A 17,654-nucleotide genomic window follows, 5' to 3' on the forward strand; every position below is an offset into this window, starting at 1 on the left:
ACGGATTTGAGCGCAGCGAACCCTTCAGGGCAAGCGCAGGCGTTTTTCCAGCAAGGGCAGCAGGTCCACGGCACGTTCCACATGCTCAAAATGCCGTGTCACCTCACCCTGTCGGATGGTTCCGCGGCGGATCATATCGTCCAGCCGGTCGTAGAAGCTCTTCCAGTGCACATCCTTGTTGCCCACCAGATAGATGGGCACGGGCTGCAACTGGTCGCTCTTGGTCATTTCCAATATCTGGAACAGCTCCCACTCGGTCCCGGTACCGCCGGGGCCAATCACGATGGCCGCTGAATGCAGGAACATGGCGTACTCGCGGATGCCAACGCTGGAGAAGATCAGGCCATCAGTGATCAAGTCCTGGCCCTTGTACTTCCAGAACACCTTGGTCGCGTCACCACGCGGCGGCGGATCGTAATAGGTGGTGTAACCGATGCTGGGGCCACCCGCCTGGAGCGCACCGCGGCTGCCCGCCTCCATCAGCCCCGGCCCGGCGCCCGTCATCACGGGGTAGTGCTTGCCGTGTTTGCGTGTCCAGGTCTCGGCAAAGGCCATCACGTCGGCATACAGCGCCTCGCTCTGCCGGGCCAGCGCCGGGTCGGGCAGACGGCTGGCTTCGCCGATGCGTGAACTGCCGTAGATGGAGACAAAACCACCCGGGTACTTGGTGGTCTTGAAAGTCTGAGCGCAATGCAGGTCACGGCTCAGATCGGCCACGCTCAGCTTGTTGTCCACCCCCTTGTAAGGGCCGGTATAACTGGCGTTGGGTAGCACGCTGGGGCAGTCCATGGTGCTCGCGCAGCCGGCCAGGACGAGGGCGCTGATCAGGATGAACAGACGCTGGAAGAGTTGCAGCTTCATCACATACTCCAATTGCCGAACATGCAGGCACCACTTGGGGCCCACACCATCCAGCAAGCAAACTCCATACCCATCGCTGCGACCGGAACCCTCCGGAAAAACAAAAAGCCAGCCGTCGCGAGACGGCTGGCTTTGTCTATCCTGGTGGAGGTGGGCGGGGTTGAACCGCCGACCTCAGGGTTATGAATCCTGCGCTCTGACCAAACTGAGCTACACCTCCAAGAGCCGCGCATTATAGCCCAATCACCAGAGGCACCGAGCGCGTCGGCCTCCGCCCCGGTATCATGGCGGGTTCGCTTTCCGTTGACGACCCAGCCTCTGGATACACACCATGAACCGCTCGGACACCCCAGCCACATCCGCCAGCCTCCCCGCCGCGCCCAGCAAGAAAGTTTTCATCAAAACCTTCGGCTGCCAGATGAACGAGTACGACTCGGACAAGATGGCCGACGTGCTGGGCGCGGCCCAGGGTTATGAAAAGACCGACGACGTGGAGCAGGCCGACCTGATCCTCTTCAACACCTGCTCGGTGCGCGAGAAGGCGCAAGAGAAAGTTTTCTCCGACCTGGGGCGCGTGCAGCACCTCAAAGCCAAGGGCGTGAAGATCGGCGTCGGCGGCTGCGTCGCCAGCCAGGAGGGCGAAGCCATCATCGCCCGCGCGCCTTACGTGGACGTGGTCTTCGGTCCACAGACCCTGCACCGCCTGCCCGAGCTGCTCGCCGCCCGCGAGGTGCAGAAGCGTCCCCAGGTGGACATCAGCTTCCCCGAGATCGAGAAGTTCGACCACCTGCCCCCCGCGCGCAATGAGGGGGCGAGCGCTTTCGTGAGCATCATGGAAGGCTGCTCCAAGTACTGCAGCTACTGCGTCGTGCCCTACACGCGCGGCGAGGAAGTTCACCGCCCGCTGGACGACGTGCTGACCGAGGTGGCCGGCCTGGCCGCGCAGGGTGTGAAGGAAATCACCCTGCTGGGCCAGAACGTCAACGCCTGGAACAAGGACGGGCTGGACTTCGCCGCGCTGATCGAACTGGTGGCGGAGATGCCCGGCATAGAACGCATCCGCTACACCACCAGCCACCCCAAGGAATTCACGCCGCGCCTGATCGAGGCCTACGCCCGCATTCCGAAGCTGGTGAGCCACCTGCACCTGCCAGTGCAGCACGGCAGCGACCGCATCCTGATGGCGATGAAACGCGGCTACACGTCGCTCGAATACAAGAGCACGGTGCGCAAGCTGCGCGCCGTGCGGCCGGACCTGGCGCTGGCCACCGACCTCATCGTCGGCTTTCCCGGCGAGACGGAAGACGACCACGCCAGGACGCTCAAGCTGATCGAGGACATGGAATTCGACAACAGCTTCAGCTTCATCTACAGCCCCCGCCCCGGCACGCCCGCGGCCAATCTGCAGGACGACACGCCGCACGCGGTCAAGCTGCGCCGCCTGCAGGAAGTGCAGGCGCTGATCGACGGCAATATGCGGCGCCTGAGCCAGAAGCTGGTGGGCACGACGCAGCGCATCCTGGTCGAAGGCCCCTCGCGCAAGGACCCGGGTGAACTGACCGGCAAGACCGTGTGCAACCGTGCGGTGAACTTCTCCGCCGGGCCGGCCATGCAGGCTGCCACTTCACGGCTGATCGGCCAGATGATGGATGTGAAGATCACCCAGGCCTACTCGCACTCGCTGCGGGGCGAGGTGCTGACGAAGGAAACGGCCACCCAGGCTTGAGCTGTCAGAAGCCCAAGGGGGCGCTGCACAGCGTGGGCGCCAGCCCCGCCACGTCCGCCCGAAACGTGAACAGGCTGCCCGCCAGGGGCTGCTGCGCCAAGGCCGCGTCGTCCAGCCCCTTGCGGGCGGTGGTCACATAGACCGTGCGCAAGTCGTCACCGCCAAACGCGAGCTTGGTGATGTTCGAACAGGGGAAAGCAACCGCACCGAGCCGGCTGCCATCCGGCGCGAACCGCTCAATGCGTGCACCGCCAAACAGCGCGACCCACAGACTTCCCTCGCTGTCCACGGCCATGCCATCGGGATAGCCACTGCCTTCCATGCGGGCAAACACACGTTTGCGGCTCAGCACGCCCTCAGGCCCCACATCAAAAGCGTACACCACGCGCTGCAGCGTGTCGTTGTGATAGAGCGTCCCGCCATCGGGGCTGCGGGCCGGTCCATTCGTGATCACATAAGCGCGGTCGCGAACGCTCAGCTGGCCGTCGGCCCCGACGCGGTAGAGCGCTCCTGTGACCTCGCTTTCGGCATCGTCCATCGAGCCAAACCAGAGCGCGCCCTCGGCATCGACATGACCATCGTTGAGCCGATTACCCGGCAGATCAGCCTCCACCGGCAGGCAAAGCGTGAATGTCCCGCTGCGCGCATCAAAACGATGCAGGCCACCCTGCACCCCGCAGATCAGGCCGCCGCGGACATGCGGCAGGGCAAAACCGATCTGCCCCGGCGCATCCCAGCTGCGCCGTGCGCCAGTCACCGTGTCGAGTCGATGCAGCTTGCGTTGCTTGATGTCTACGAAAAAGACGGCATGCTCCTGCGCATGCCACACCACCCCTTCCCCGAGGGTCGCAGCGACGGGCCACAGGCACTCGGGCCGCAGGTGATGCAGCGGGTTCACATCAGCCGCCGAACCAGCCGGCATCGACGAAATACTCGCGCGCGGTGCAGCACTCGGCGTCGTCGGAGGACAGGAACAGCGCCATGCGCGCCACATGCACGGAATCCACGCGCTTGTGCAGGCACTGGGTGGCAAGCAACTGTGCCTCGCTCTCGGGGGTTTGCCACAGCTTCATCTGGCGGGGGGTGCGCACCGCGCCGGGCACGATGCAGTTGACGCGGATGCCGTGGCCACCGAGATCACGCGCCAGTCCCCGCGTCATGCCCTCGATGCCCGCCTTGGCCGTCATGTAGATCGACAGGTCCGCTTGCGCGAGATGCCAGGAGATCGATCCCAGGTTCAAGATCACCCCGCGCCCCAGTCGCTTCATGCCACCCATCACGGCCTGCGCGCAGAAGTATTGATGCCGCAGGTTGACCTGGATGCGCTGGTCCCAATAGGCGGCGCTGATCTCGCCAGGTCGATGGCGGTCGTCATTGGCCGCGTTGTTGACGAGCACTTCGACCGGCCCGGTCTGCGCCTCGATCTCGGCGAACGTCGCGTTCAGAGCCTGGATATCGGTCAGGTCGCAGTAGCGGAACACTGGTGCGTTGCGTGCCCCGGCCAAGGAGGCAACCAAAGCTTCGGAATCCGCGCGGGCCACGTCCAGAAAGGTGACGCGCGCGCCTTGTTGCACATAAGCCTCCACGATGGCGGCGCCGATGCCGCTGCCGCCGCCCGTGACCACCACGTTCTTGTCTAGCAGCGTTGGATAGATTGCATAAGCCATGGGTACAGTCACAGTCGTCAGTGATCAGATATCGGGAGTAGAGAGCAGGAACAAGCGCTTTGTCGCGTATCAGGCTCGGCTCGACCGGGAGAGCACGTCGACCCAGACGGCCAGCACCAGGATCGCGCCTTTGACGATCATCTGCCAGTAAGCGTCGACATCGAGCATCGACATGCCGTTGTCCAGGCTGGCCATCACCAGCGCGCCGATCAGCGCGCCGTAGACGGTGCCGGAGCCGCCACGCATCGAGGTGCCGCCGATGAAGCAGGCGGCGATTGCGTCGAGTTCCCCCTGCGACCCCGCCGACGGGGAACCGGCCGCCAGGCGCGCGGTGTTGATCATGCCGGCGAAGGCGCACATCAGCCCCATCAGACCGAAGACCGCCAGCTTCACACGGTCGGTGTTGATGCCCGACAGGCGCGTGGCGTCCAGGTTGGAGCCCACGGCATAGATGCGTCGGCCAAACACGGTCTGCGTGGCGATCCAGGAAAAAACACCGAGCATCACGAGCAGGAGCAACACCGGCACGGGGATGCCGCCGTACTGGTCCAGCATGGTCATGAAACCTGCGATCAGGACGCCGATGACGACGACCTTGGCGACGTCTTGCCAGATCGGCGCGACCGCCAGCTCATATCGCTGCTGGCTGCGTCGGCGCATGATCGTCAGCGCCGCCAGCAGCACGAAGAGCAGCACGGCCAGGACATGACCCAACAGCTGAGGCAAGTAGCCCTGGCCGATGAAGACAAACTCCTCCGAGACCGGCGCGATGGTCGAGCCACCCGTGGCGCCGAGCAGGATGCCACGGTAAGCCAGCATGCCGCCCAGGCCCACGATGAAGGAGGGAATGCCGCCGTAGGTGGACAACCAGCCGTTGAACAGACCGGCCGCCGTTCCCAGCAACAGCACCGTCGGCACCGTGTACCAGATCGGCCAGCCGAAGACCACGTCCAGGATGGCGGCCAAGCCGCCCAGCAGGCCCAATAGCGCGCCGACCGACAAGTCGATTTCCCCCGCGATGATCACGAAGACCATGCCGCAGGCCAGCATGCCGGTGATCGACATCTGCCGCAGCAGGTTAGACACATTGCGCGGTGTGATGAAGGCGCCATCGGTCATCACCGAGAAGAAAATCCAGATCACGGCCACGGCAATCAGCAAGGCCAGGATCTTGTAGCGCATGAACAGTTGTTGCGGACGGGGCGCGGAGCCGCCAGCGGCTTCTTGCAGCGCCGGGGCCGAGGGGGACAAGGTTTCAGGGGTCATGCTGCCATCACTTCACTGCCATGGGAACGCCGCGCCGGTTGGATCGCGGCAGTCAGAATGTCTTCCTGCGTCAGGTTCTCGTTGACGAAATCACCACGCAACTCGCCTTCGCCGATCACCAGCACGCGGTCGCTGAGACCGAGCACCTCGGGCAGCTCGGACGACACGACGATGATGGCCATGCCCTCGCGCGCGAGGCGGAAGATCAATTTGTAGATTTCGTACTTCGCGCCCACGTCGACGCCGCGCGTCGGCTCGTCGAGGATGAGCACACGCGGCTGGGTCAGCAGCATGCGCGTGAGCACGGCTTTTTGCTGGTTGCCGCCCGACAGGCTCGCGATCGGCAGCATGGGGTGCGCGGCGCGCACCGACAAGCGCTGCATTTCGACGCGTATGGTGTCCAGCTCCGCCGAGGCCTCGATGCGCCCGCCGTGCGCGAAGCGCTGCAAGACGGCCAGGGTGATGTTGTGCCCGACGCTCATCAGCGGCACGATGCCGTGCTGCTTGCGGTCTTCCGGCACCATCGCGATGCCCGCGCGAATCGCGTCCAGCGGTGCGCGGATCTTCACCGGCTTGCCATCAAGCAGCACTTGCGCGCGGCTCGCGCCACGATAGGCGCCAAAAACGGCCTGCATCAGCTCGGTCCGGCCCGCGCCGACCAGGCCGGCCACGCCGAGAATCTCGCCACGGCGCAGACTGAAGGAAACATCGTCCACGCGCTTGCGCTGCGCATTGTTGGCATCGTGGCAGGTCACGTGGCGCGCCTCGAAAACGACCTCGCCGATCTCGTGCGGCTCGCGCGGAAACAGGTTGCTGATTTCACGCCCCACCATCTGCGTGATGATGCGGTCGGTGGTCAAGGTATGCATCGGCGCCGTGGCCACATGCCGACCATCGCGGATCACCGTGACGGTGTCGCACACCGCCTCCACCTCGTCGAGCTTGTGCGAGATGTACACGCAGGCGACGCCACGTTTCTTCAAGTCCCGCACGATGTCCAGCAGGATGTGAATCTCGGTGGCCGTCAGCGAGGACGAGGGTTCGTCCAGGATCAACAGCCGGGCCCGTTTGTTCAGCGCCTTGGCAATCTCGATCAGTTGCTGATGCCCGCCGCCATAGTTCATGACCGGCTGGGCCACGTTGATGCCCTGGATATTCAGCCCGCGCAGCAACTCATCGGCGCGCTGGTACATCGCGTCATAGTTCATGCGCCCACCGGGCAGCGTGATCTCGTTGCCCAGGAAAATGTTCTCGGCCACCGACAGTTCGGGCACCAGCATCAGCTCCTGGTGGATGATGACGATGCCGGCCCGTTCCGTGTCACGGATGCCCCGCGCCTGCAGCGGCGTCCCGTCCCAAAGGATTTCACCGTCCCAACTGCCATGCGGGTAGACACCCGACAGCACTTTCATCAGCGTGGACTTGCCCGCGCCGTTCTCGCCGCACAGACCCACGCACTCACCCGGCATCACCGTCAAGTCGATGCCGTCCAACGCCTTGACGCCCGCGAACGCCTTGACGATGCCACGCATCGCCAACAAAGCTTGTGCCATGCTGTTCTCCACGCATAAAGGAGGGTGGGTGCATGACAGGACGCACCCACCCAACGATCAGAAGCAACGGATCACTTGCCGCTGATCTGCGCCTGGGTGTAGAGACCATCCTTGACGACCAGATCGATGTTCGCCTTGGTCAGCACGGTCGGTTGCAGGAGCACGGTGTCGACCTTCTTGCGGCCGTTGTCGTACTGGGCGTTGTAGGACGGCTTGACGCCCTTGGCGAGGTCCACCGCCAGCTGGGCCGCCGTGCTCGCGATCTGCTTGAGCGGCTTGTAGACCGTCATGGTCTGCGTACCGGCCAGCAGGCGCTTGACGGCGGCCAGATCGGCATCCTGGCCCGAGATCGGCACCTTGCCGGCCAGGCGTTGCGCGGCCAGCGCCTGGATCGCGCCACCAGCCGTGCCGTCGTTCGAGGCAACCACGGCGTCGATCTTGTTGCCATTGGCCGTCAGCGCGTTCTCCATGATGGAGAGCGCGGTCGACGGGCTCCACTCGGGCACCCACTGTGAGCCGACCACCTTGATGTCGCCCCGGTCAATCGCGGGTTGCAGCACCTTCAACTGGCCTTCGCGCAGCATCTTGGCGTTGTTGTCGGTCGGCGAGCCGCCCAGCAGGAAGTAGTTGCCCTTCGGACGCGCGTTGAAGACGCCTTGTGCCTGCATTTCACCGACCTTGTGGTTGTCGAAGGAAATATAGGCATCGACATCGGCGTCCAGGATCAGGCGGTCATAAGACAATACCTTGATGCCAGCTTTCTTCGCCTCGGCCACGACATTGGTCAGGGCCTTGGAGTTGAAGGGCACGATCACGATCACGTCCATACCGCGCGAAATCATGTTCTCGATCTGGGCGATCTGGCGTGCCTCGTTGGCATCGGCCGATTGCACCGACACCTTGGCGCCGAGCTGGGTGGCCGCGGCTACGAAGTAGTCACGGTCACGCGCCCAGCGCTCGACGCGCAGGTCGTCGATGCTGAAACCGATTTCCGGGCGCTCCTTGCTGGCATGCGCCAAGGGACCCAGCAGCGAGCCGGTGAGGACCGCGCCGCACACCAGTGCACCCAATACGGTGCGACGTTTGTTGAAGATCATTTGTCTCACTCCTGTTTGTAGGGATCGATGGACCGATGCATCGGTCATCACTGCAAGCGCGGACCCGGCATGCGGCGCAACGCCGCGTGAGAATCCGCCCCCGTCGCTCGCGGTCCTTCAGGGACACACCACGCAGAGCGTCTTCATCGTAGCCCTCCCCTTTCGCGGGGTCGATTGTGAAATCGGCCAAAGAATCTAATGTTTATTTATCATCGCGGTCGACGCCTGGGCCCAGCCAACCGAATTGGTAGTTCCACCTAGGTACTAACAAGAAGAACGCATGGCCTCCGAGCCGCGCCTGGCCCTCCACGGAGACAAGTCGATGTACAGCGAGACCGCGTCCGCCACCATGCACAGCCACTCGCCCGCGCATCCGCGCATCCATCGGATCGCGCTTCTGTTCAGCGCGAACAAGGTCTATGACCGGGAAGTCATCGTCGGCATTGGCGACTACCTGCGTTCGACGCGCGTCACCTGGGACCTGTTTCTCGAGGACGATTACCACTGCCGGCTCGCCGGCATCGAGCACTTCGATGGCGACGGCATCATCGCCGACTTCGACGACCCCGCCGTCGCCGAAGCCCTGCGACACTGCCGCCTGCCCATCGTCGCGATCGGTGCGTCCTACGAAGACCCGGCGGCCTATCCGAGTCAGCACCCCTACGTCGCGATCGACAACGCGCAACTGATATCGCTGGCCTACAACCACCTGATCGCATCGGGTCTGCAGAACTTCGCGCTCTACAGCCTGCCTGAAGCGGCGGGCTACCGCTGGGCACAGGAACGCGAACGGATCTATCTGCGGCTGCGTCAGACCGATGAGCCCGGCGCGCGCACGCGCGAGGAGATTTACCGTGGCCTGCTCACCAGCGCAATGGCCTGGAACCAGGCCAGCGCCCAGTTGATCGAGTGGCTGCGGGCCCTGCCCAAGCCGGTCGGCATCATTGCCGTCAACGACGCGCGCGCGCGCCATCTGCTGCAGGCATGCCTGCTTGCCGATCTCGCCGTCCCCGACCAAGTCGCCATCATCGGCATCGACAACGACCCGCTGGCGCGTACCCTCGGGCGCATCCCGCTGTCCTCCGTCATCCAAAGCACCGAGGAAATGGGTCGCACCGCCGCGCACCTCCTGCATCAGATGCTGGGCGGCGTGCGACTGCCCGGGCACCGGGTCCTCATTCCGCCGGTGGGCATCAACGCGCTCGCATCCTCGCGCCATCAACCCCTGTCGAATCCTCATGTGATGCGCGCGCGCCACTTCATCCGGCAGTACGCCTGCCAGGGCATCAAGACCGAGCAGGTGGCCGCTTACGTGGGCATCTCGCGCTCGGCGCTGGAAGACCATTTCCGCCGCGACCTGGGCTGCACCGTGCACCAGGCGATCCTCAACCACAAGCTGGACGTCGCCAAGGAGATGCTCGCGCGGCGCGACGCGTCCAGCGCCGACGTCGCCGTGCGCAGCGGCTTCACCACGCTGCAGTACATGTACGCCGTCTTCCGTCGTGAGCTTGACTGCACGCCGCGCGAGTACCAGGAGCGCATGACCTCGGGCGCCCGCGCATGAAGGTCCTGCGTGCCGCAACGGGGCGCGGGTTCCTCTGCGACGACCGTCCAGGCAAGACGGTCCCGCGCAAGAAAAAACCGCCCGGCGCGGTGCGCGGCGGGCGGTTGGGGCAAACCTGGGAGCGGTTTACTTCTTCGCGCGCAGGCGCTTGAGTTCGGCCTGGGTCTCGTCCCACAGGGCCTGGCCCACGCTGCTGGCGATGCTGGCGTTCACCTGGGTCAGGCGCGCACGCATGCGGTCGGTTTCGGTCGGGGTCAGCTCGTTGATCAGCATGCCCTTGGCACGCAGATCCGCCAGAGCCTGGGCGGCCTCGGCGCGGGTGTCCTTGCGCTCAAAGTCACGGCTCTTCTTCGCGGCGTCGAGCAGGATCTTCTGCTCATCCTTGGACAGGGTGTCCCACCACTTCTTGCTGACGGTCACGATCCAGGGGCTGTAGACGTGATTGGTCACGCTCAGGTACTTCTGGACTTCGTAGAACTTGCTCGACAAGATGGTGTTGTAGGGATTCTCCTGACCGTCGACCGTCTTGGTCTCCAGCGCGCTGAACAGCTCGGAGAAAGGCAGGGGCACGGCGTTGGCGCCCAGCATCTTGAAGCTGTCGAGGAAGACGTTGTTCTGCATCACGCGCAGCTTGATGCCGTCCATGTCCTCCACCTTGGTGACCGGGCGCTTGTTGTTGGTCAGGTTGCGGAAGCCGTTTTCCCAGTAGACCAGGCCGACCAGGCCCTTTTCCTGCAGCTTGTCCATCACCTTCTGGCCCACCGGACCGTCCAGCACGGCGTCGGCTTCTTGGGTGTTGTTGAAGAGGAAAGGCGTGTCCCACAGCGCCATTTCCTGGGTGATGCCGACCAGGGTGGCGGTGGAGCCCACCATCATTTCCTGCGCGCCGCCAATCAGGGCCTGCTGCATCTGCACGTCCGAGCCCAGGGCTGCAGCGCCGACCGCGCGCAAGCGCAGCTTGCCGTTGGACGCCTTGGCCACCTCGTCGGCGAAGACCTTGACCGCGCGGCCCTGGTTGGACTGCTCGTTCAGGCCGTAGCCGAAGCGGATGATGCGCGACTTCACGTCCTGCGCGAAACCAGCCAGGGGCGCGGCCAGCAGCGCGGCCGAGGTGACGGCGAGCAAGGTGCGTCGAATCAATTTCATGGGGAGTCTCCTAGAAGCATTGAGAGAAATGAAAGTCGTCAGCGCAGCCAGGCAACGGGCGCGGTGACGATCTGCGGGAAAGCGATGAAGAGCAGCAGGATGGCCAGGTAGACCACCAGATAAGGACTGACTCCGCGGATCACCTCGTCCAGCCGCATGCGGCCCACGCCCGCCACCACATTCAGAACGGTGCCCACGGGCGGGGTGATCAGGCCGATGGTGCCGTTGAGCACGAACATCAGGCCGAAGTACACCGGGTCGATGCCGGCCTTGACCGCGATGGGCAGCATGACGGGCGCGAAGATCAGGATGGTGGGCGTCAAGTCCAGCGCGGTGCCAATCAGGACCAGCACGCCCATCATCACCAGCATCAACAGCTTGGGGTTCTCGGTCAGGCCGCCGAGCCAGCCGGTCAGCACGGCGGGCAAGTCGGCCAGCGTGACCATGTAGCTGGCGACTTGCGCGCCCGCGCACAGGAACATCACGATGGCCGTGGTCTTGGCCGCGCGGGCCAGCACACCATGCAACTGCGTCAGGCTCATTTCACGGTGCACCAGGGTGGCGACGACCAGGGCGTAGAAGGCCGCGACCACCGCCGCCTCGGTCGGCGTGAACACGCCGGTTTTCATGCCACCGATGATGATGACCGGCATCAGCAGGGCCCAAAAGGCCTTGCCGGTCGCACGCAGGCGTGCTTTGTAGGGCATGGGCTCGTCGCGCTGCACGCCAGTCAAACGCGTGCTCTCAATGCGCCAGGCGATCACCAGGCCCAGGCCCATGATGATGCCGGGCACGAGGCCCGCGAGGAACAGCTGGGAGATCGAGGTGTTGGTCGTCACGCCATAGATCACCATGGGCATGGACGGCGGGATGATGGGCGCGATGATGCCGCCCGCGGCCATCAGGCCGGCCGAGCGGCCCATGGGGTAACCATGCGACTTCATCATCGGCAGCAGGATGGTGGCCAAGGCCGCAGTGTCCGCCAGGGCCGAACCGCTCATGCTGGCCATCAGCATGGCCGCGCCGATGGTCACGAAACCCAGACCGCCACGGATGTGGCCCACCCAAGCGCGCGCCATCTCGATGATGCGGCGGCTGATCCCGCCCGCGTTCATCAGCTCGCCCGCCAGGATGAAGAAAGGCACGGCCAGCAGCGGGAAGCTGTCGATGCCAGCCACCAGGTTCTGAGCCAGCAACTGGGTGTCCCAGAAGTCCAGCGTCCATGCCATGCCCGCGCCGGTCAGCACCAGGGCAAAGGCCATGGGCACGCCCAGGCCCATGAAGAACACCATGCCCAGGCAGAAAACAAGAAAGGCTTGCGCTTCGAGACTCACCACTCACTCCACTTCGGCTTCATGACCGAAATCCGGCAACTGCCCACGCACCAGGTTGCGCAAGGCCATCAGGCCGATGGCCACGCTGCACAACAAGGCCGGCAAGGGCAACAAGGCTGCGGGATAACGCAGCACCACGCTGTGGCTGCTCATGCCCACCAGCACCTGTTGCCAGGCACCCCAAGCCAGCATGGCGCAGGCCAGTGCGACCAGCGCATGGATGAGCCGCGCCAGCCAAGGCATGACCGCGCGATGGCGAAAACGCCGGACCAAGGCGGTGAATGCCATGTGTTCGCCGCGCGCGTAGGCCGGAACCGCACCGATGCACACCAGCCAGACGAAAAGCAGGCGCGAGAGTTCTTCGCTGGCCGCCACGCCGCTGCCGAAGCCGTAGCGCAACACCACATTGATGAAGACCGCCAAGGCCATCACGGCCAGGCACAGGGCCATGAGCAGGCTGCTGAACTTCTGGAAGGCGGACGGGGCCGGGGTGGAGGCGTCGTGGTTCATGCCTGGGGCGCTCCGGTCTGGGGCGTGGGCTGGCGCAGCCAGTCACAGACCTGGCGGCACAGCAGGTCCAGCGGCTGCAGGGCGTCGAGCGTCAACACGCCCGCTTCGCCGCTGGGGTCTTCCAGGGTCTGGAACTGACTCGCCACCAGACTCACCGGAAAGATATGGCCGGGCCGCGCTGCCACGCGCTGGCGCGCGGCGTCCTGGTCCAGGCCCATGAAGGCGAAGCGCAGGCCGGGCGCGGCGGCCCGCAGGCGATCCCGGTAGACGCGGCGCAGCGCGGAACAGGTCAGCACCGCACCGGGTTCGGCGGCGAGCAGTTGACCCAGGCGCTCCAGCCAGCCCGCACGGTCGTCATCGGTCAAGGGGATGCCCGCGCGCATCTTGCGCACGTTCTCGGGCGAGTGGTAGTCGTCCCCCTCGTGCAGACGCCAGCCCATTTCACGGGCCACGGCCTGCGCCAGGCTGGATTTGCCACAGCCGGCCACGCCCATCACCACGAGGTGTTGCGGTGCGGACCCGGCATCGGGTGCGGAGGAGGGTGTGTCGGACATGATTTGGTAGCGCTGTCCCATGCTCTGTCAAAACGGCAGGCCAAGTGCCTGCCGCGCAAATGCATGAAGCTGAGTCGAGAAATCCGGATGAAAACCCTGAGAGACCGGTTTACGCGGCCTGGCAGCCTTGTATTCCCGTGTTGGTAGCGCTATCCTACCGCAGTCGCGCTTTCCAAATTCGCAGGGATAACCCTTGAGCCAGCACCCGCGCCGCAGCCGTTCCAGCGGTCGCGTCACCCTCAACGACGTGGCCCAAGCCGCCGACGTCAGCCCCATCACCGCCTCGCGCGCGCTGCGCGGAGAGCGCGGCGTGGCCCCGGATCTGGCAACCCGTGTGCGGGAAGCGGCGCAGCGCCTGGGGTATGTGCCGGACCCCGCAGCCCGCGCCCTGGCCACGCAACGCGGCACCCAGGTGCCTGTGCTCGTACCCCTGCTGTCCAACACCCTGTTCGTGGATGTACTCGAAGCCGTGCACCGCACCCTGTTCCCGGCGGGGTACCAGCCGCTGATCGGCGTGACCCACTACGACGCCGAGGAGGAAGAAGCGCTGCTGCGCAGCTACCTCGCGTTGCGCCCGGCCGGCCTGCTGGTCACGGGCTTTGACCGCACCGAGACCGCGCGCCAACTGATCGCGGCCAGCGGGGTGCCCTGCGTGCACTTGATGGAAGTCACCGACGCGCCCCAGGTCTATTGCGCAGGCTTCTCGCAGCAGGACGCCGGCGCCGCAATGACCGAGCACCTGTTGTCGCGCGGGCGCAAACGCATCGCCTTCATTGCCGCCCAGCTCGACCCGCGCACCCTGCAGCGCGCCGAGGGCTACCGCCGCTGCCTGCGCGCCGTCGGCCTGCACGACCCCGCGCTGGAGCTGCTGAGTTCGGCGCGTTCTTCCCTGGCACTGGGCGCCGAGCTGCTGGAGCGACTGCTGCGCGAACAGCCGGACGTGGACGCCGTCTTTTTCTGCAATGACGATCTGGCGCAGGGCGGTCTGCTGGCCGCGCAACGTCTGGGACTACCCGTCCCGCAGCGGCTGGCCATCGCCGGCTTCAATGACCTCGCCGGCAGCGCCCAGATGCTGCCGCCGCTGACCACGGTGCGCACGCCGCGCTGGGCCATCGGCGAGGCCGGCGCGCAGATGCTGCTGCAACTGATGCGCGGCGGCCAACCCACCCAGCACAGCGTGCGCCTGCCTTACGAAGTGGTGGTGCGTGCCAGTTCCTGACAGCCGGCCCGGCCCATGCCAAGATGCGGTTTGCCCCGTGACCTGAACCCTCGCATGAACACCAAGACCGAACACCCACTGCCCCTGGACCTCGTCATCTTCGGCGGCGCCGGCGACCTGGCGCTGCGCAAGCTGATCCCCGCGCTCTACATGGCCCACCTGCACGGCCGCCTGCCGGCCGAGGCACGCATCGTGGGCGTCGGACGCCAGCCCTGGACCACGTCGGACTACGCGACCTTCGTCGCCGAGCGCGCTCGCCCCTTCATCCCCGAGAACGCCTTGGATGCCGCGGCCTGGAGCGGTTTCCTGGCGCGGCTGGACTTCGCCACCGTGGACGCGACCCGGCCCGAGAGTTTCACCGCGCTGCGCGCCTGCTGCGCGCGCGCAGCCCAGCGCGTCTATTACCTCGCGACCGCGCCAGACCTCTTCGCGCCCATCTGCGCCCAGCTGGCCGCGCAGGGCCTGATCAACGACGAAGCACGCGTGGTGCTGGAAAAGCCCCTGGGCCATGACCTCGATTCGGCGCGTGCCATCAATGACGAAGTGGCCCGCTACTTCGCCGAGCGACAGATCTACCGCATCGACCACTACCTGGGCAAGGAGACGGTGCAGAACCTCATGGTGCTGCGCTTTGGCAACGCCATCTTCGAGCCGCTCTGGCGCGGCCCCAACATCCGCAGCGTGCAGATCACCGTGGCCGAGTCGGTGGGCGTGGGCAGCCGCGCCGGTTTCTACGACCAGACCGGCGCGCTGCGCGACATGGTGCAGAACCACCTGCTGCAACTGATGTGCATCGTGGCCATGGAGCCGCCGCTCTCGCTCGACCCCGATGACGTGCGTGACGAAAAGCTCAAGGTGCTGCGCTCGCTCCAGCCCCTGACGCAAGCCGACATCCTGCGCGACACGGTGCGCGGCCAATACACGGCCGGCCACGCCGAGGGACAGGCCGCGCCCGGCTACCGGCAGGAACAAGGCGTGCCCGCTGACAGCCAGACCGAGACCTTCGTCGCGCTCAAGGCCCATGTGCGCAACCCGCGCTGGGCCCATGTGCCCTTCTTCCTGCGCACGGGCAAGCGCATGCCGCATCGGCGCAGCCAGATCATCATTGAGTTCGCGCAGCCCCCCTTCTCGGTGTTCTCGGACCAACCCGACGCGCAGCCCAACCGCCTGGTCATCACCCTGCAGCCGGAGGAATCCATCCAGCTGCAGATGATGGTCAAGGAGCCCGGCAGCGGCATGCGCATGCAGCGCGTGGACCTGGGGCTGGACCTGCAATCGGCCTCGCGCCGACGCCGCGCCGAAGCCTACGAGCGCCTGCTGATGGACGTGGTGCATGGCCGCCTGACGCACTTCATGCGGCGTGACGAGTTGGAAGCCGCCTGGCGCTGGATCGACCCCATCCAGCGCGGCTGGCAGGCGTCCAACCAACCCGCCCGACCCTACCCCGCGGGCAGTTGGGGCCCGGCGGCCAGCTCGGCACTGATGGCGCGCGAGGGCCTGGCCTGGTTCGAGGAAACATGAAGCTGTCTTTCCCCACAAAAAACCGCATCCATCACGGAGACCGCTGATGCCCATGCCCGTGGAACATCCCCACGCAAGCGCCGAAGCGCTCGCGCTCGACATCGCCGCGCGCCTGCAGTCCGCGCTGGTTGCGCGCGGTCAGGCCCTGCTGCGCGTGTCCGGCGGCCGCTCGCCGGTGGCGCTCTTTGAACAATTGCGCACGCAGCCGCTGGACTGGGCGCGGGTAGCCGTGCAACTGGTGGACGAGCGTCTGCTGCCCGACGGCCACGCCGAACGCAACGAGACCCTGCTGCGTGCCCATCTGCTGCAAGGCCCAGCCTCTGCCGCGCGCCTCCTGCCCCTGGACGAGGTGCATGCGGCGCAAGCAGCGCTCACCGCCGACGTGACCGTGCTTGGCATGGGCGAAGACGGCCACACGGCCTCGCTCTTCCCCGACGCGCCGGGCGTGGCCGAGGCGCTGCGGCCCGACGCCGCGCCCGGCTTGGTGGCTCTCACGCCCACGCAAGCGCCCCATCCGCGCCTGAGCCTCAACCTGGCCGCGCTGCTGAACAGCCGCCACACCGTCCTGTCCATCGCTGGCCCCGCCAAGTGGGCGGTCTACCAGCGCGCGCTTGAACACACCCGCAAGGCACCTGCCGGCGCGCACGACACCTTGCTGCCCATCGCCCTGGTGCTAGGCCACGCCAGCGCACCGGTCGCGGTCTGGCACGCCGATTGAGCCACACAGACTGAACGCCCAAACAAAACGAGCCAATTCGAAGCCCAGAACAGAGAGACGAACCATGAACGCCCCCATCCCCCTGCACCCCACGATCCAGACCGTCACCGAGCGCATCGTCGAACGCAGCCGCGAGACCCGCGCCGCCTACCTGGACATGGTCACCCGCTCGCGCAAGCCCGGTCCCTACCGCGAGGCCATGGGCTGCGCCAACGCGGCCCATGCCTGGGCCGCGATGCCTGTCAACGACAAGCTGACCCTGCGCGCAGCGCGCGCGCCCAACCTGGGCATCGTTACCGCCTACAACGACATGCTGTCGGCCCATCAGCCTTATGAGAACTACCCCGAGCAACTCCGCGCGGCAGCGCGTGCCGCAGGTGCCACGGCCCAGGTGGCTGGCGGTGTGCCCGCCATGTGCGATGGCGTGACCCAGGGTTATGAGGGCATGGAGTTGTCGCTGTTCTCGCGCGACGTGATCGCGCTGGCCACGGCGGTGTCGCTCTCGCACAATGTGTTCGACGCCGCGCTCTGCCTGGGCATCTGCGACAAGATCGTGCCTGGCTTGGTGATGGGCGCGCTGCAGTTCGGCCAGTTGCCCGTGGTCTTCGTGCCCTCGGGCCCCATGAGCTCGGGCCTGCCGAATGACGAGAAAGCCAAGGTACGCCAACTCTACGCACAGGGCAAGGTCAGCCGCGACGAATTGCTCAAGGCCGAGGAAGCGGCCTACCACGGCCCGGGCACCTGTACGTTCTACGGCACGGCCAACTCCAACCAGATGCTGATGGAAATCATGGGCCTGCACCTGCCCGGGGCGTCCTTCGTGAACCCCCAGACCACGTTGCGTCCACTGCTCACGCGCGCGGCCGTGCAGCGCGCGGTGGCGCTGGCCCAGGCGGCGGCTGGCGACCCGGCCAACAG

At 65.8% G+C, this 17,654-nt stretch carries 16 protein-coding genes and 1 tRNA gene; 6 read left to right on the forward strand and 11 right to left on the reverse strand.

Translation table 11 applies throughout. The features are described from left to right. Positions 1 to 24: 24 nt before the first annotated feature. Entirely contained in the window at positions 25 to 861 is an 837-nt protein-coding gene (locus AZ34_RS15460) for an LOG family protein (RefSeq protein ID WP_035609679.1), read from the reverse strand. 142 nt (positions 862 to 1,003) lie between these two features. Continuing rightward, positions 1,004 to 1,081 (reverse strand) — tRNA-Met (locus AZ34_RS15465). A gap of 111 nt (positions 1,082 to 1,192) precedes the next feature. Here AZ34_RS15465 and miaB point away from each other — a divergent pair. Next, positions 1,193 to 2,587 (forward strand): tRNA (N6-isopentenyl adenosine(37)-C2)-methylthiotransferase MiaB, encoded by a 1,395-nt coding sequence (gene miaB / locus AZ34_RS15470; protein WP_051509930.1) that lies wholly within the window; start codon positions 1,193 to 1,195, stop codon positions 2,585 to 2,587. Between the two features lie 4 nt (positions 2,588 to 2,591). Here the strand turns inward: miaB and AZ34_RS15475 are convergent, their stop codons facing one another. The 5 genes from AZ34_RS15475 to xylF form a co-directional block, all read right to left on the reverse strand. Then, the gene (locus tag AZ34_RS15475; protein WP_051509931.1) at positions 2,592 to 3,509 is read right to left on the reverse strand and encodes an SMP-30/gluconolactonase/LRE family protein; all 918 of its coding nucleotides are present in this window, start codon (positions 3,507 to 3,509) and stop codon (positions 2,592 to 2,594) included. Beyond that, positions 3,487 to 4,254, reverse strand: a complete 768-nt coding sequence (locus tag AZ34_RS15480) for an SDR family NAD(P)-dependent oxidoreductase (protein WP_035609681.1) — start codon at positions 4,252 to 4,254, stop codon at positions 3,487 to 3,489. The genes AZ34_RS15475 and AZ34_RS15480 overlap by 23 nt, the downstream gene beginning before the upstream one ends. 69 nt (positions 4,255 to 4,323) lie before the next feature. Further along, positions 4,324 to 5,520 carry a sugar ABC transporter permease gene (locus AZ34_RS15485; protein WP_035609682.1) on the reverse strand — a complete coding sequence of 399 codons (1,197 nt, stop codon included), beginning with the start codon at positions 5,518 to 5,520 and terminating at the stop codon, positions 4,324 to 4,326. Then, a complete protein-coding gene (gene xylG / locus AZ34_RS15490; protein ID WP_419670221.1) occupies positions 5,517 to 7,085 on the reverse strand; it encodes a D-xylose ABC transporter ATP-binding protein in 1,569 nt (522 codons plus the stop codon). Before xylG ends, AZ34_RS15485 begins: the two co-directional genes overlap by 4 nt. Before the next feature lie 59 nt (positions 7,086 to 7,144). Next, a complete protein-coding gene (gene xylF / locus AZ34_RS15495) occupies positions 7,145 to 8,170 on the reverse strand; it encodes a D-xylose ABC transporter substrate-binding protein (RefSeq protein WP_035609687.1) in 1,026 nt (341 codons plus the stop codon). 349 nt (positions 8,171 to 8,519) lie between these two features. Here xylF and AZ34_RS15500 point away from each other — a divergent pair, with 349 nt between their 5' ends. Next, the gene (locus AZ34_RS15500; protein WP_035611941.1) at positions 8,520 to 9,734 is read left to right on the forward strand and encodes a XylR family transcriptional regulator; all 1,215 of its coding nucleotides are present in this window, start codon (positions 8,520 to 8,522) and stop codon (positions 9,732 to 9,734) included. 126 nt (positions 9,735 to 9,860) lie between these two features. Here the strand turns inward: AZ34_RS15500 and AZ34_RS15505 are convergent, their stop codons facing one another. From AZ34_RS15505 to AZ34_RS15520, 4 genes are read right to left on the reverse strand one after another with little or no spacing between them, the layout of a single operon-like run. Continuing rightward, positions 9,861 to 10,880 (reverse strand): TRAP transporter substrate-binding protein, encoded by a 1,020-nt coding sequence (locus tag AZ34_RS15505; protein WP_035609690.1) that lies wholly within the window; start codon positions 10,878 to 10,880, stop codon positions 9,861 to 9,863. Between the two features lie 38 nt (positions 10,881 to 10,918). After that, complete coding sequence (locus AZ34_RS15510) at positions 10,919 to 12,214, reverse strand: TRAP transporter large permease (RefSeq protein ID WP_231495551.1); 1,296 nt, start codon at positions 12,212 to 12,214, stop codon at positions 10,919 to 10,921. 3 nt (positions 12,215 to 12,217) lie between these two features. Continuing rightward, positions 12,218 to 12,724, reverse strand: coding sequence for a TRAP transporter small permease subunit (locus AZ34_RS15515; RefSeq protein ID WP_035609692.1), 507 nt, complete (start codon positions 12,722 to 12,724; stop codon positions 12,218 to 12,220). Next, positions 12,721 to 13,278: a gluconokinase gene (locus tag AZ34_RS15520; protein WP_035611945.1), complete on the reverse strand. Its 558-nt coding sequence runs from the start codon at positions 13,276 to 13,278 to the stop codon at positions 12,721 to 12,723. The genes AZ34_RS15515 and AZ34_RS15520 overlap by 4 nt, the downstream gene beginning before the upstream one ends. A 193-nt stretch (positions 13,279 to 13,471) precedes the next feature. Between AZ34_RS15520 and AZ34_RS15525 the strand changes: the two genes are divergently transcribed. The 4 genes from AZ34_RS15525 to AZ34_RS15540 form a co-directional block, all read left to right on the forward strand. Then, positions 13,472 to 14,497, forward strand: coding sequence for a LacI family DNA-binding transcriptional regulator (locus AZ34_RS15525; RefSeq protein WP_035609695.1), 1,026 nt, complete (start codon positions 13,472 to 13,474; stop codon positions 14,495 to 14,497). A gap of 54 nt (positions 14,498 to 14,551) precedes the next feature. Continuing rightward, positions 14,552 to 16,018, forward strand: coding sequence for a glucose-6-phosphate dehydrogenase (gene zwf / locus AZ34_RS15530; protein ID WP_035609698.1), 1,467 nt, complete (start codon positions 14,552 to 14,554; stop codon positions 16,016 to 16,018). A 46-nt stretch (positions 16,019 to 16,064) separates the two neighbouring features. Continuing rightward, positions 16,065 to 16,736 (forward strand): 6-phosphogluconolactonase, encoded by a 672-nt coding sequence (gene pgl / locus AZ34_RS15535; protein ID WP_051509933.1) that lies wholly within the window; start codon positions 16,065 to 16,067, stop codon positions 16,734 to 16,736. Between the two features lie 64 nt (positions 16,737 to 16,800). Then, positions 16,801 to 17,654, forward strand: an 854-nt coding sequence (locus AZ34_RS15540) for a dihydroxy-acid dehydratase (protein ID WP_197026576.1), incomplete at its 3' end; no start/stop codon positions are given.

This window comes from Hylemonella gracilis str. Niagara R (assembly GCF_000600295.1).
Lineage (GTDB): Bacteria > Pseudomonadota > Gammaproteobacteria > Burkholderiales > Burkholderiaceae_C > Hylemonella > Hylemonella gracilis_A.

Excerpts from the sequence above, each read along its gene's own strand:
- AZ34_RS15460 (WP_035609679.1), bottom strand. The coding sequence starts at position 861 with ATGAAGCTGCAACTCTTCCAGCGTCTGTTCATCCTGATCAGCGCCCTC.
- miaB (WP_051509930.1), top strand. The coding sequence starts at position 1,193 with ATGAACCGCTCGGACACCCCAGCCACATCCGCCAGCCTCCCCGCCGCG.
- AZ34_RS15475 (WP_051509931.1), bottom strand. The coding sequence starts at position 3,509 with ATGCCGGCTGGTTCGGCGGCTGATGTGAACCCGCTGCATCACCTGCGG.
- AZ34_RS15480 (WP_035609681.1), bottom strand. The coding sequence starts at position 4,254 with ATGGCTTATGCAATCTATCCAACGCTGCTAGACAAGAACGTGGTGGTC.
- AZ34_RS15485 (WP_035609682.1), bottom strand. The coding sequence starts at position 5,520 with ATGACCCCTGAAACCTTGTCCCCCTCGGCCCCGGCGCTGCAAGAAGCC.
- xylF (WP_035609687.1), bottom strand. The coding sequence starts at position 8,170 with ATGATCTTCAACAAACGTCGCACCGTATTGGGTGCACTGGTGTGCGGC.
- AZ34_RS15500 (WP_035611941.1), top strand. The coding sequence starts at position 8,520 with ATGCACAGCCACTCGCCCGCGCATCCGCGCATCCATCGGATCGCGCTT.
- AZ34_RS15505 (WP_035609690.1), bottom strand. The coding sequence starts at position 10,880 with ATGAAATTGATTCGACGCACCTTGCTCGCCGTCACCTCGGCCGCGCTG.
- AZ34_RS15515 (WP_035609692.1), bottom strand. The coding sequence starts at position 12,724 with ATGAACCACGACGCCTCCACCCCGGCCCCGTCCGCCTTCCAGAAGTTC.
- AZ34_RS15520 (WP_035611945.1), bottom strand. The coding sequence starts at position 13,278 with ATGTCCGACACACCCTCCTCCGCACCCGATGCCGGGTCCGCACCGCAA.
- zwf (WP_035609698.1), top strand. The coding sequence starts at position 14,552 with ATGAACACCAAGACCGAACACCCACTGCCCCTGGACCTCGTCATCTTC.
- pgl (WP_051509933.1), top strand. The coding sequence starts at position 16,065 with ATGCCCATGCCCGTGGAACATCCCCACGCAAGCGCCGAAGCGCTCGCG.